The organism is Nostocoides veronense, assembly GCF_039531185.1.
Lineage (GTDB): Bacteria > Actinomycetota > Actinomycetes > Actinomycetales > Dermatophilaceae > Nostocoides_A > Nostocoides_A veronense.
Genome location: NZ_BAAAPO010000006.1, coordinates 133,450 through 146,641, shown reverse-complemented (window position 1 = coordinate 146,641; position 13,192 = coordinate 133,450). Strand labels below are relative to the sequence as shown.

Annotated in this window: 10 protein-coding genes; 7 read left to right on the top strand and 3 right to left on the bottom strand. The window is 70.1% G+C overall.

Going from position 1 to position 13,192, the window contains the following annotated elements; genetic code table 11:
• The first annotated feature begins 4 nt into the window (after positions 1–4).
• From ABD225_RS01785 to ABD225_RS01770, 4 genes are all read left to right on the top strand, one after another.
• Positions 5–2,530 carry a fibronectin type III domain-containing protein gene (locus ABD225_RS01785; RefSeq protein ID WP_344080349.1) on the top strand — a complete coding sequence of 842 codons (2,526 nt, stop codon included), beginning with the start codon at positions 5–7 and terminating at the stop codon, positions 2,528–2,530.
• 55 nt (positions 2,531–2,585) lie between these two features.
• Complete coding sequence (locus ABD225_RS01780; protein ID WP_344080346.1) at positions 2,586–4,436, top strand: 2-oxoacid:acceptor oxidoreductase subunit alpha; 1,851 nt, start codon at positions 2,586–2,588, stop codon at positions 4,434–4,436.
• Positions 4,437–4,587: 151 nt separating this feature from the next.
• Positions 4,588–5,196 carry a GNAT family N-acetyltransferase gene (locus ABD225_RS01775; RefSeq protein ID WP_344080343.1) on the top strand — a complete coding sequence of 203 codons (609 nt, stop codon included), beginning with the start codon at positions 4,588–4,590 and terminating at the stop codon, positions 5,194–5,196.
• Positions 5,197–5,213: 17 nt separating this feature from the next.
• Complete coding sequence (locus ABD225_RS01770; protein WP_344080340.1) at positions 5,214–8,129, top strand: AfsR/SARP family transcriptional regulator; 2,916 nt, start codon at positions 5,214–5,216, stop codon at positions 8,127–8,129.
• A gap of 33 nt (positions 8,130–8,162) precedes the next feature.
• Here ABD225_RS01770 and ABD225_RS01765 read toward each other — a convergent pair whose 3' ends face one another.
• From ABD225_RS01765 to ABD225_RS01755, 3 genes are all read right to left on the bottom strand, one after another.
• Positions 8,163–8,891: a hypothetical protein gene (locus ABD225_RS01765; protein ID WP_344080337.1), complete on the bottom strand. Its 729-nt coding sequence runs from the start codon at positions 8,889–8,891 to the stop codon at positions 8,163–8,165.
• 148 nt (positions 8,892–9,039) lie between these two features.
• On the bottom strand, positions 9,040–9,642 hold the full coding sequence (locus ABD225_RS01760) for an NADH-quinone oxidoreductase subunit B (RefSeq protein ID WP_425564303.1): 603 nt from the start codon (positions 9,640–9,642) through the stop codon (positions 9,040–9,042).
• The gene (locus tag ABD225_RS01755) at positions 9,643–9,999 is read right to left on the bottom strand and encodes an NADH-quinone oxidoreductase subunit A (RefSeq protein WP_344080334.1); all 357 of its coding nucleotides are present in this window, start codon (positions 9,997–9,999) and stop codon (positions 9,643–9,645) included.
• A gap of 137 nt (positions 10,000–10,136) precedes the next feature.
• On the opposite strand from ABD225_RS01755, the gene ABD225_RS01750 reads away from it, so the two are divergent.
• From ABD225_RS01750 to ABD225_RS01740, 3 genes are read left to right on the top strand one after another with little or no spacing between them, the layout of a single operon-like run.
• A complete protein-coding gene (locus ABD225_RS01750; RefSeq protein WP_344080331.1) occupies positions 10,137–11,261 on the top strand; it encodes a 2-oxoacid:ferredoxin oxidoreductase subunit beta in 1,125 nt (374 codons plus the stop codon).
• A 38-nt stretch (positions 11,262–11,299) separates the two neighbouring features.
• Positions 11,300–12,226: an EamA family transporter RarD gene (gene rarD, locus ABD225_RS01745; protein ID WP_344080328.1), complete on the top strand. Its 927-nt coding sequence runs from the start codon at positions 11,300–11,302 to the stop codon at positions 12,224–12,226.
• 46 nt (positions 12,227–12,272) lie between these two features.
• The gene (locus tag ABD225_RS01740; RefSeq protein WP_344080325.1) at positions 12,273–13,187 is read left to right on the top strand and encodes a cation diffusion facilitator family transporter; all 915 of its coding nucleotides are present in this window, start codon (positions 12,273–12,275) and stop codon (positions 13,185–13,187) included.
• Positions 13,188–13,192: the final 5 nt, after the last annotated feature.

Here is a 13,192-nt window from a genome sequence, read left to right as displayed (position 1 = left end):
GCGCGTGGTTGGACATCCTGCATCGAAGCATCCGTCAGGGAACGGCCCGGCGCGGCGGGCGGCCTGGGCGCTGCTGGCCGCGGTGGCGGTCCTGATCGGCCTGGCGTCGCCGGCCATGGCGGGCGACACCCGGCCGCCGACCACCCCGACCAACCTGCGGTCGGCACCCGGCGTCTCCACCGTCGCGCTGACCTGGACGGCCTCGAAAGACAATGTCGGCGTTCGCTATTACCTCGTCACCGTGGGCGGGCAGACCCGCAGGCCGACCGCGACCAAGATCAGCGTCGGCAACCTCAAACCCGCCACCCGCTACACCGCGACGGTCCGGGCCGTCGACGGCGCGGGCAACCGATCCCGGCCCGTCAGCGTCACCGTGACGACCCTTCCTGCCGGGGCGGTCGACACCATCGCCCCGACGCCGCCTGGACCTGTCGTCGTCGGGGCGACCACCGCGACCAGCGCCCAGCTCACGTGGGGCGCGGCGAGCGACAATGTGGGGGTCACGGCATACCTCGTGACGCCGAGCGGCCTGCCGACGACCACCGTCTCGGGCACGGACACGACGCTCACCGGGCTGAGCCCGGACACGACATACACCATCGCCGTGGTGGCGCGCGACGCGGCGGGGAACCTCTCTGCGCCGGTCACCGCCGAGGTCCGCACGCCCGGGACACCAGCCGATGTCACGGCTCCGAGCCCACCGACCGGGCTGGTCGCCACGGGTGTCACCACGGGCGGCGCCGAGCTGGCGTGGGTCGCGTCGATCGATGCCGTCGGCGTCACCGGATATCGGGTGACCGTCGACGGCCGCACCCTGGAGGTCACCGCGCCTGCCGCGTCCCTCTCCGGCCTCGAGGAGGCGCGCACGTATGCCGTGTCCGTCGTGGCCGTCGACGCCGCCGGCAATCTCTCGGCACCGGGGACCGTGAACTTCCGCACACCCCAGTCCCCCGACGTGACCGCACCGAGCGCCGCGACCGTGTCGGTCGTGCCGGGCACCACCAGCGCCGCGGTGGTCGTCGGCGGCGCGAGTGACGATCGTGCCGTCCTGCGCTATTGGGTCATGGTCGGTGGCCAGACCCTGCAGGCGGGCTCGGCCGGCACGGTGGTCGCCCGGGGGTTGGCGCCCGCGACGGCCTACACCGTCAAGGTGGTGGTGCGCGACCCGGCAGGCAACGAGGCCCCGCCGACCACCGTCGACTTCACGACGAAGTCAGCCACGCCCGGCCCGGACGTTCAGGCCCCCGAAACCCCGGCCGACCTCGGCGTGGTTGCCGGCAGCACGGCCCTGACCGTGCGCTGGGCGCCGGCCGCCGATGACGTCGAGGTCGACCACTACGAGGTCACGGTCGGTGACGATACGCTCGCGGTGCCGACCCCGAGCGGCGCGGTCGAAGGACTCAGCCCGGACACGACATACCCGGTGCGCGTCAGCGCGGTCGACGCGGCGGGCAATGTCTCGGCTCCCGCGCAACTCACGGTGACCACCCGGCCGGCGCCGGCCGCACGGGGGCTCGCCGGCAATATCGCGTGGTTCGGCAAGGGGACGACCCGCGCCAGCATGGACGAGGCCCTGGCCTCGCCGCTGATCGACGGGCTGTCGGTCTTCGCGCGGTGGGGGGACCTGACCCAGGACGGCACGAGCTTCGACTTCAGCTTCTTCGACACCGCCCGCAGCGCGGCGGCCGCGGCCGGGAAGCCGTGGAAGGGCATGATCGTCCTCGGGGTCGCGGGCAAGGGGATGCCGGCCCATGTCCTGGACGCCCTGCCCGCGAACGAGAGGATCACCATCGGTGGGGAGACCTTCCCGGTCTTCTGGTCCGAGTCGACGCACCAGGCTGCCGTCGCGATGCAGCGCGCGGTGGCGCAGCGCTACGGCTCCGATCCCAATCTCGTGCAGTGGCGCGTGACCGGGCTGTGGTCCGTCAACGGCGAGCCATGGTTCTTGGGCGGCGCGACGGGCCGCCAGACCTGGCTGGCGACCTACCGGCTCACCCATCCTGGGGCCACCATCGAGGACCTGCGGACCGCATATGACGCCTACGAACGGCAGATCTGGTCCGACGCCGCGGGGCTATGGCCCGCTCGGGTGCGCCTGTCACAGGCCGCCGGTGATGCCATCGGGGACACGGACACCCTCGTCCCCGTGGGCGATCCGGCCCGGCACCCGCATCGGCTGGCGACCTGGTCGGCCGTCCGTGCCGAGCTGGGCGAGCGGATGGTGGGGCAGTTCAATGGCGTCGACGACGGGATCGGTGCCGCGGGCTATGGCGTGTGGTTGCCCGCCGCCTTCGGACCGGCCGGACGCTATCCCGGGCGGATCGGGGCACAGGCGATCGGGGGCGTCTCGCAGGACACCCGCCTGACCGCCGAAAGCTTCCGGGAGATGACCCGGCTGCTGACCGAGCGGGGCTACTCATATGGCGAGCTCTATGGCACCGATGTGCTCTATGCGCTGCGTGGGGTGACCCCCGAGGCGCGTTCGCTGCGCGAGACTCTCGCCGGCTATCACGGTGCCTGGCGGCCGTGATCAGCCGGTGAGCGCAATGTCCGTGCGCAGGTAAGGCAGACCTACGATGGACCCCATGCCTGGCAAGACCCAACTCGATCGCGTCGTCATCCGCTTCGCCGGGGACTCCGGCGACGGTATGCAGCTGACCGGCGACCGCTTCACCGCCGAGACCGCGGCTCTGGGCAACGACCTGTCGACGCTGCCGAACTTCCCGGCCGAGATCCGCGCGCCGCAGGGCACGCTGCCGGGCGTCTCGTCCTTCCAGGTGCACTTCGCCGACCACGATGTGCTCACCCCCGGCGATGCACCCGATGTGCTGGTGGCGATGAATCCCGCTGCCCTGAAAGCGAATCTGCCCGAGGTGCCGCGCGGCGCGACGATCATCGCGGACAAGGACGAGTTCTCGACGCGCAATCTGAGCAAGGTCGGCTATGCCACCAATCCGCTCGAGGACGGCTCGCTGGAGTCCTGGCATGTGCATCCCGTGGCGCTGACGAGCATGACGGTGGAGGCGCTCGCGGCATACCCCTCCTTGACGCGGAAGGAGAAGGAACGCGCGAAGAATATGTTCGCGCTCGGGCTGTTGTCGTGGATGTATTCGCGGCCGACCGACGGCACCCGCGCCTTCCTTCAGGGCAAATTCGGTGCCAAGCCGGACATCCTCGGCGCCAACCTCGCGGCGCTGGACGCCGGCTGGAACTATGGCGAGACGACCGAGGACTTCGTCTCCTCCTATGAGATCGCGCCGGCGCCGATGGCGAGCGGCACCTATCGCAATGTCACCGGCAACACCGCGCTCTCCTATGGCCTGGTCGCCGGCGCGCACCGGGCCGGCCTGCAGGTGGTGCTCGGGTCCTATCCGATCACCCCGGCCTCCGACATCCTGCACACCCTCTCGGGACTCAAACGCTATGGCGTGATGACGCTGCAAGCCGAGGACGAGATCGCCGGCATCGGCATCGCGCTCGGCGCGGCCTTCGGCGGCAAGCTCGGGGTGACCTCGACGTCCGGTCCGGGTGTCGCGCTCAAATCGGAAACCATCGGGCTCGCCGTCTCGCTCGAACTGCCGCTGATCGTCGTCGACGTCCAGCGCGGCGGCCCGTCGACCGGGCTGCCGACCAAGACCGAGCAGGCCGACCTGCTGCAGGCGATGTATGGCCGCAATGGCGAGGCCCCGGTGCCGATCGTCGCGCCCTGCTCGCCGACCGACTGCTTCGATGCAGCGGTCGAGGCGGTGCGGATCGCGACGACCTATCGCACGCCGGTCATGCTGCTCTCCGACGGCTATCTCGCCAATGGCGCCGAGCCGTGGCAGTTGCCGGAGATCGCCGAATTGCCTGATCTGCGTGTCGATTTCGCGTCCGGGCCAAATGCCGAAGATGCCAAGGGCGCGCCGGTCTTCCAGCCCTATCTGCGGGACCCGAACACCTTGGCCCGCCCGTGGGCGGTGCCCGGCACGCCGGGATTGGAGCACCGGATCGGCGGCATCGAGAAGGCTGATGTCACGGGCAATATCTCCTATGACCCCGACAACCACGAGCGCATGACCCACCTGCGCCAGGCCAAGATCGACGGCATCACGGTGCCCGATGTCGAGGTGATCGACCCGAGCGGCGAGGCGCGCCTGCTCGTCCTCGGCTGGGGCTCGACGTATGGGCCGATCGCTGCCGCCGCGCGCACCGCCCGCGCCAATGGGGTCGCCGTCGCCACGGCGCACCTGCGCCACCTCAACCCCTTCCCCGCCAACCTCGGTGGGGTGCTGCGGGATTACGAGAAGGTGCTCGTCCCCGAGATGAACGCCGGCCAGCTCGCGATGCTGGTGCGGGCGAAGTACCTCATCGATGCCCAGTCGTATGCCCGGGTCCGCGGGGTCCCCTTCACCACGGCCGAGCTGGTCGAGGCGATCACCGCCCTGGCGGGCTGAGCGACTTCAGGGCAGGTGGCCGACCGGCCACGTCTGGTCCGGCTCGAGGTTGATGTCACGCGACGCTGCGGCGGCCGCGTGCCTGCCTAGCATTTTCGCGCAGTGGGCCCGTGACAGATCCGCGACAGACCTGCCACGTTAGCTGACGGTCATGACCACCACACCCCGCACTCGTGTCCGCACCGCGCTCCTCCCAGCCGGTCCGGTGCGCCTGATGAGCCTGGCCGGCGGGGAGATCGAGCCGGTGCGCCAGGTGTTCGCCGGCCTGTCGCCGGCGTCGCGGTGGCTGCGCTTCCATACCGGTATGCCGTCGGTGCCGGAGCGTTACCTGCGCCAGCTGGCGACGGTGGTGCCCGGGGAGCGGCACGTCGTCGTGGCGCTCGCGGGCGGCGAGGCGGTCGGGCACGGCGAGTTCACGCGGGAGCGCGGCGAGCCGGCCCGCGCCGAGATCGCCCTGGCCGTGCACGACAGCTGGCACGGCCGCGGCGTCGGGCTCGCGCTCATCAGCGAGCTGGCCGCCCTCGCTGCGGCGCTCGGCATCGACGAGTTCACCTGCTCCACCCTGCGCGAGAACACCCCGGTCAGGGCGTGGCTGCGCCGCTGTGGCGCCACGGTGCACGGCGACGGCGTCGACTTCCGGTTCGATGTGGCGGCCCTGCTCGCCGCGGTCCGCGAGCACGGACCGCACGCCGTCGCCGCACACCCGCCGGCCAGCGCCCCGCGGACCGAGAGCTCGGAAAGGTCAACCGCCTGCGCGTGAGGCGCGTGGATGCTTTCATGGGCCTGATGGACTTCCGTGTGCTCGGCACCTTGAGCGCCGGCGACGCCAGGGCCAACCCCCGGGGCCAGCGGGCGCGAGATGTCCTTGCCCTGTTGGTGATCCGGCGCGGCCGGCCGGTCAGTCCGGAGGTCATCCTCGACACCGTCTGGGAGGAGGAGGCCACCCGACTGGACACCTCGGTGGTCCACACCGTCATCGCCCGGCTACGCCGCAGCCTCGGCGCCGACTCCATCACCCGACAGGATGCCGGCTATCAACTGGCGACCGGCGCCCAGGTGGATGCCGACGAGTTCACCCGCCTCGTCACCAGCGCCCGCTCGCTCGTGCCGGAGCACCAGCACCGCCTGGTCGACCTGCTGCGATCCGCCCTGGCCCTCTGGTCCGGACCGGAGGCCTTCGGTGGCGTCAGCGAGGCGCTGGTCGCCACGGAACGCCCCCGGCTGCACGAACTTCGCGACGGCGCCGCAGAGCAGCTCGCGGAGCGGCTGCTCTGCGGGGACGATCCCGCCGGAGTCGCGGATGCCGTGACCTTGATGAGCGAGCTGACCGGCCGCGAGCCGCTGCGCGAGCACGCTCACGAGTTGCTCATGGAGGGTCTCTATCGCTCCGGTCGGCAGGCCGAGGCCCTGGGCGTCTTCGAGCACCTGCGCCGCGCCCTGCGCGACGAGCTCGGCATCGATCCCAACCCGGACGTCATCGCGATGCACGCTCGAATCCTGGCTCAGGACAACGACTTCCATCAACGGGCCACCAGGCGTCCGATCGCACGCCGCGGATCTGCGCCCCTTCCCACCACATCGATCATCGGCCGGGACGACGAGTTGCGCCAGATTGCCCAGCTGCTCGACGCCGGACGGCGGCTCGTGACGATCGTCGGCCCCGGGGGCGTGGGCAAGAGCCGCCTGCTGATGGAATACGCCCGCAGCCTGCCCGGTCAGACGAACCTGGTCTATGCCGAATTGCCGTGCGTGAGCGGAGCGACCCTTGCCGACGTCTGCGAGACCCTCGCCCGGGCGGCCGGCATCACGCTCGCTGCCGCGGCGCCGCTCGACACTCTCGCCGCCGGGCTGCGGGCGAGCGACATCCTGCTCCTGCTCGATGAGGCCGAGTGGTCGCTGACGGCCTGCAGCGTGGTCGTCGACCGGGTGCTGAGCCGATGCCCCGGGGTGCGCGTCGTGGTCACCTCGCGGATGCCGCTGGACCTGACCGGGGAGAGCCTCCTCGCCCTCGGCCCGCTGCCCGCGCCACCTGCGGGCGCGGCGCTCGATGTCCTGATGAGCGCCCCCGCGGTCCGGCTCTTCGTCGACCGGCTCACCGACCACTCGCCAGGCCTGACCCTGTCTGGCGAGGACTATCACCGGGCGGCGGAGATCACCCGCCGGGTGGACGGCCTACCGCTTGCCCTGGAGATCGTCGCCGGCCAGTCGGTGTCCTCCTCGGTCGCCGACCTGCTGGGCCTGGTCGAGGCACCGCTGGACCTCGAAGCGGCCGAGCGGGACCGCGACCAGCGCCAGCGATCACTGCGGGAGACCCTGACGTGGAGCCTTGACCGGCTGCCCGGCCAGGCCCGAACCATGGTGCGCCGCCTGGGCATCTTCGACGGCCCCTTCGACATGGCCGCAGCGCTCGCCGTCGTCGGGCATGTCCAGACCCCCGCCGGGACCGCCGACGTCCGCTCCAGCATCCGCACGCTCATCCGCGAAGCCCAGGTCCAGGTCGACCGACGAGACGGCGCCCTACGGATGCGTCTTCTCCGCACGGTCCAGGCCCTCATGCGCGAGCACTTGGAGGACGCCGGCGAACTCGCTGCGACGGCGGCCCGGCACCGGGAGTGGTATGCCGCCCGGTGGCGCGGGCAGCCGCTCAGCGATTCCATGATCGCCGATATCGCCGCCTCGTATCCCGACTACCTGGGTGCATTGCGCAGCGCCCTCGACACTGGCGACCCGCACACGCTCGGCGATCTCGCCATCGTCTTGTCCCGGTACTGGTTCTTCGCCGAGACCGGCCGAGAGGGCGTCGCCTATGTGCGACGGGCGTTGGCCAGCGGGGCCCTGACGGACCGCCAGATCGCGATTCTGCGACTGCTCGAAGTGGCGCTGTTGCCGCAGGACCAGGGCACCGCCCAACGCGCGACCCTCGATGCGCTCGCCGCCGATCTCGACGACGAGCCCGACTGGCTCGGCCGCTTGCACATCCTGCGCTCGGTCGGCCCCTATGTGCGCGGGGACTTCTCCCGGGCTCTCGCGTGCGCCGAGGAGGCCGTGGCCGTCTCTCGTGAGCGAGCCGAGCACCACCTGCCGGAAGCCCTGGGAGCGTATGCCGTGATGCTGGCCGCCGCCGGCCGCACGGATGAGGCGCTGGCGGCAGGGCAGGAGGCCTGGCGACTGATCGCGGCCAACCCGAGCGCCGTGGACCTGACCCAAGTGGTTCCGAAAGTCGCTCTCGCGCTGATCGATTCAGACCACCCGGCGGAGGCGCTCACGATCCTCGATCGCACGCTGGCGCGGGTGGAGCGAGAGCTCGGTTTGGCGCCGGCCTCGCTGTTCACGACCAACGCGGGGTGGGCGGCGCTCGGCTCGGACCGGCCGGCCCTCGGTCTGCGCCGCTTCGCCCAGTCACTTGCCCACCTCGCGGGTGGCGGCAACCTGTTGGTCACGGGCGAAGTCCTCGCCGGCGCCGGCGCGGCGATGGCCACCATGGGCTGTGCCGGCGCCCGCGAGGTGCTCACGGTCGCCGACGATCACCTCCAGTCGGCGGGAGCGGTTCTCTCGCCGTGGCAGCAAGCGATCGTCCGCGACCGTCGAGCGCTCCTGCCGGAGCCGGACATCGCCATGATCCTCACCACCTCGGGTTTCGAGCGAGCGGCGGCGCTGATCCGCCAGGCGGCGGATCAGCGCCCCGTCGCGTGACCGCGCGGGTGACCGGACGGCATACCCGAGATCTCAGCGGCCGGCCGTCGCCTGCCGCGTGGGCTTGAGCGGACCGAGATTGGCGTAGTCCATGGCGAGGCTGCCACGCTTGCCCGGCTCGACATAGAAGCCGACCCCGACCTGGCCCGAGCGCGCCAGGTCATCCTTGAAGGCGCCGATCTCCGTGCCGTTGACGCTGAAGAAGAAGCTCGAGCCGAGCGTCTGGAGGCGCACGGTGCGATAGCCGCCGCCGGTGCCGATCTCCTTAACCGGCGTGTAGTCCATCAGCTCACGGCGGTTGCCGCGCGCGTCGAAGGCCACGACGAGCGCCTTGCCGTTGTTCGTGTAGCAGAAGTAGTAGCCCGGCAGCCACAGGTCGTCACGGACCCGGCCGGCATTGCCGCGCACGATCAGGCAGTTCGGCGCAGCGCCATCGCTATTGCCGATCCGGTTCATCCGGACCTCATAGTCGAAGTCGTCATAGGTGCCGACATGGGCGACGGAGGAGAAGCGGCCGGACATACCCTGGGAAAAGAGGGTGCCGTCCTTGACCCGCCAGCGGCCGACGACCCCGCGCCACCCCGGCGCATCGAAGTTAAAGGCGTCCCGGAAGTAGGCCCCGTGCGCTCGGCTCGGACCGGAGGTGGCGGCATCGGACATCGACGCAGGCGCCGGCGCGGGTGGCGGCATCATCGTGGCGCCGGCGGCCGACGCGGACAGCACGCCGGCGACAGCAGCGCCGGCGAGAAAGCGAATGGACATCGGTTGACTTCCTTCGTGTGGTGGGTCCGGGCGGGATGTGCCCGGTGACACCACTGTCCGAGGAGGCCCTGTCGCCGATCTGTCACCGGCCCGACGACTCAGCAGACCTTCGTCAAATCCGCACAGCTAGGACGGTGCGCTGATTTGACTAACCTCCGCTAGCAGAGGTTGCTCGACTCAGCAGAGGTTGCTCGACGAGCGGGCGGGTCAGGTCGGCGGCCGAGGCGAGGCGGTGGCCGGCATACCGCTTGGGCACCGACTGGCCGATGCGCTCGGCCGCGATCTTTTCCTGCAATTTCAGGATGCCCTGGAGCAGCGCTTCGGGGCGGGGCGGGCAGCCGGGGACATAGACGTCGACCGGGATGATCGTGTCGACGCCCTTGGTCACCGAATACGAATCCCAGTACGGCCCACCGGAATTGGAGCAGGCGCCGAAGGAGATGACATATTTCGGCTCGGGCATCTGGTCATACAGCCGGCGCACGGCGGGCGCCATCTTGTCGGTCACGGTCCCCGAGACCACCATCAGGTCGGCCTGCCGAGGGCCGGGCGCGAGCGGGATCACGCCGAGGCGCATGAAGTCATAACGGCCCATCGACGCGGCGATGAACTCGATCGCACAGCAGGCCAGGCCGAAGTTGAAGACCCACAGCGAATAGCGGCGTCCCCAGTTGAGCACGACCCGCATCGGCTTCGGCGCGTGCGCCCCGACAGGCCCGACACGGGGGGTGGGCAGATCGACGGCGGCCATCTAGGACCACCGAAGCAGGCCGCGCCGGGCGGCGTGCGCGAGGCCGATGACGATGATGCCGATGAAGACGCCGACCTCGACGAGCGAGGCCGGGCCGAGGTCGCTCCGGGCGACGAGCGCCCACGGGAAGAGGTAGACCGCGTCGACCGCGAAGATGACATAGAGGAAGGCATAGATCAGATAACGCACCTGCGCCTGGGCCCAGCCGGAGCCGATGGGATCGACGCCGGACTCATAGGTCGTGCGGGCCGCGATCGTCCGGACGCGCGGTGCGAACAACCAGCGCGCCGTCATCGCGGCGACGAAAAGCAGCACGCCGGCGCCGAGGACGGCGGCCGCCACGACATACGCGCTCATGCGCCTCACCCTATGACCTGCCCCCGCGGACGGTCCGGAATGCGGCGCGATTTCCGGCCGTCGGACCGAACGCGCGTAAAATCGAACGGTTGTGTGCGGAAATTCGCCGCACGTGTCGAGATGAAGGTCCGCTGGACATGGCAAAACCCTTGGGCACCACGACGCACGAGCACGCCGGATCGGTCGATCTCGGCATGCCGATCCCGCATGGCCTGGACGGGATCCCCCGCCTGGCCGGCGACGCGAAGCTGACCAAGAAGGACTACACCTCCGACCAGGAGGTGCGCTGGTGCCCCGGCTGCGGCGACTACATCATCTTGAGCACCGTGCAGTCCTTCCTGCCCGAACTCGGGCTGCGTAAGGAGAACATCGTCTTCGTCTCGGGCATCGGCTGCTCGAGCCGCTTCCCGTACTACCTCGACACCTATGGCATGCACAGCATCCATGGCCGGGCGCCGGCGATCGCGACCGGCCTGGCGACCTCCCGGCCCGACCTGTCGGTGTGGGTGGTCACCGGTGACGGCGATGCGCTGTCCATCGGCGGCAACCACCTGATCCACGCGCTGCGCCGCAATGTCAATATGACGATCCTGCTGTTCAACAACCGGATCTACGGCCTGACCAAGGGGCAGTACTCCCCCACGAGCGAGCCGGGCAAGATCACCAAGTCGACCCCTGCCGGCTCGGTGGACACCCCCTTCAATCCGGTGAGCCTGGCGTTGGGCGCCGAGGCGACCTTCGTCGCCCGCAGCCTCGACAACGACCGGGCGCACCTGTCGCACATCCTGCGCGCCGCGGCCGCGCACCGGGGCACCGCGCTGGTCGAGATCTATCAGAACTGCCCGATCTTCAATGACGGCGCATTCGATGCGATCAAGGACCGCGACCAGCAGCAGGCCCGCCTGGTACAGCTCGCCGACGGTATGCCGGTCAGCGTCGGCTCCGAGGACGCACGCCAGGTGCTGGTCCGCACCGATGAGGGCAAGCTGGTCTTCGTGCCAGAGGCCGAGGCGACGCCGGAGCGGACGGTCGTGCACAACGCCTCCGATCCCGACCCCAGCCAGCAGTTCGCCCTGAGCCGGATCGATGACGCCTCGATGACGCACGTCCCGATGGGCATCTTCCGGCAGGTCGAGCGCCCGACCTATGACGATCTGGTGCGCGGCCAGATCGACGCCGCGGTCACCACCGCGGGCGGCCCCGCCGGCGACGCCGAACTCGCCGCCCTGATCGCCGGCCGGGACACCTGGACCGTCGCGTGAGCTCAGCCGCATCGGCGGCGGACCAACCCGGCAGATCCGTGAGCGCCGCCGACCAGGCGCGGCGAGGCACGGCATATGGCGTGCTCGCGTATGGCGTGTGGGGCGTCTTCCCGCTCTACTTCCACGCCCTGAAGCCCGCGGGCGCCTGGGAGATCCTGGCCCACCGGATCGCCTGGACGATGCTGCTGTGCCTGATCCTCCTGGCCGTCCGCAAGGACTGGGCGTGGCTGCGGCCGACCCTCGCGGACCGGCGGCTCAGCCTCGGACTGGTCGCCGCCGCCCTGCTCATCGCCGCGAACTGGGTGATCTATGTCGTCGCCGTCCTGGCCGGGCATACCTATGAAGCGGCGCTCGGCTACTTCCTCAACCCGCTGGTCACGGTCGCTCTCGGCGTGGTCCTCCTCGGCGAGCGATTGCGGCGGGCGCAGTGGATCGCTGTGGGGATCGGCGCGGCGGCCTTCCTGTACCTCGCCCTCGCCGGCGGCGGCTTCCCGATTGTCGCGATCAGCCTCGCACTGAGCTTCGGGCTCTACGGGCTGCTGAAGAAGCGGGTCGGGGTCGCGCTCGACCCGTGGCATTCGCTCTTCGCCGAGACGGCGATCCTGCTGCCCGCGGCGGCCGTCATCCTGCTCATCGTCGCCGAGCGCGGCGACGCAACCTTCGGGACCGGGGCCTGGCATACGACCCTGCTCGCGATGGCCGGTCTCGTGACAGCGATCCCGCTGCTGCTCTTCGCGGCCGCCGCCCAACGCGTGCCCCTGGTGACGATGGGCTTGATCCAGTTCATGACGCCGGTGATGCAGCTGATCGTCGGCGTGCTGCTGCTCAATGAGCACGTCACGTCCTCGTCGTGGGTGGGTTTCGGCATCGTCTGGATCGCCTTGGTAATTCTCTCGGTGGATTCGCTGCGGGCGTCCCGACGCTCCCGCGCCACCATCACCCCGCTGGATCCCGCCGCCGAATAGGGCCGCCTCAGCGGCCTCTCAGCCACCCTCCAGGAGAATCGTGAGTATGCCGTCCGCTCGCGCCAATCTGACGAAGTTCGCTTGGCTCTCGATCGCCGCCGCCATCGCCACGATCGCCTTGAAGTTCGGCGCTTATGTCATGACGGGCTCGGTCGGTCTGCTCTCCGATGCGGCCGAGTCGATCGTCAACCTCGTCGCGGCCTTCGTCGCCCTGCTGGCCTTGCACGTCGCCGCGCGACCGGCGGATGAGGACCACCACTTCGGTCACTCCAAGGCGGAGTACTTCTCGGCCGTTGTCGAAGGCGTGATGATCTTCATCGCGGCCGTCTTCATCCTGTGGACCTCGGTCCAACGCTTCCTCGACCCGCAGCCGCTGGAGAATGTCGGCGTCGGCCTCGGGATTTCCATCGTCGCGTCGGTGCTCAACGGCCTGGTGGCCCTCACCCTGCTGTGCGCCGGGCGGCAGCACGACTCGATCACCCTGGTCGCCGACGGCAAGCACCTGCTCACCGATGTGTGGACCTCGGTCGGCGTCGTCGTCGGGGTGCTGCTGGTGGCGCTGACGAAATGGGAGCGGCTTGACCCGATCATCGCCTTCCTGGTCGGCTGCAATATCGTCTGGACCGGCTGGCACCTAATCCGCGATTCCGTGGACGGGCTGATGGACAAGGCCATCGACGGCGAGCGCGCCGACGCGATCCGCACCGTGCTCGACCGGCACAGCAGCGACGAGGTGACCTACCACCATCTGCGCACCCGGGAGGCCGGCCACCAAGTCTTCGCGTCCGTGCACGTCCTAGTCCCAGGGGCCTGGACTGTGCAGCATGGCCACGATCTGGTCGAGGAGATCGAGACCGACCTGCGCGCCAGCCTGCCCGCCCTCGACGTCAACATCCACCTCGAGCCGCGCGAGGATCCCCGCTCGTATGAAGCTGGCCTGCGCACCCCCGAACAACTCTGACTCCG

Excerpts from the sequence above, each read along its gene's own strand:
- ABD225_RS01740 (WP_344080325.1), top strand. The coding sequence starts at position 12,273 with ATGCCGTCCGCTCGCGCCAATCTGACGAAGTTCGCTTGGCTCTCGATC.
- ABD225_RS01750 (WP_344080331.1), top strand. The coding sequence starts at position 10,137 with ATGGCAAAACCCTTGGGCACCACGACGCACGAGCACGCCGGATCGGTC.
- ABD225_RS01765 (WP_344080337.1), bottom strand. The coding sequence starts at position 8,891 with ATGTCCATTCGCTTTCTCGCCGGCGCTGCTGTCGCCGGCGTGCTGTCC.
- ABD225_RS01770 (WP_344080340.1), top strand. The coding sequence starts at position 5,214 with ATGGGCCTGATGGACTTCCGTGTGCTCGGCACCTTGAGCGCCGGCGAC.
- ABD225_RS01780 (WP_344080346.1), top strand. The coding sequence starts at position 2,586 with ATGCCTGGCAAGACCCAACTCGATCGCGTCGTCATCCGCTTCGCCGGG.
- ABD225_RS01755 (WP_344080334.1), bottom strand. The coding sequence starts at position 9,999 with ATGAGCGCGTATGTCGTGGCGGCCGCCGTCCTCGGCGCCGGCGTGCTG.
- ABD225_RS01775 (WP_344080343.1), top strand. The coding sequence starts at position 4,588 with ATGACCACCACACCCCGCACTCGTGTCCGCACCGCGCTCCTCCCAGCC.
- ABD225_RS01760 (WP_425564303.1), bottom strand. The coding sequence starts at position 9,642 with ATGGCCGCCGTCGATCTGCCCACCCCCCGTGTCGGGCCTGTCGGGGCG.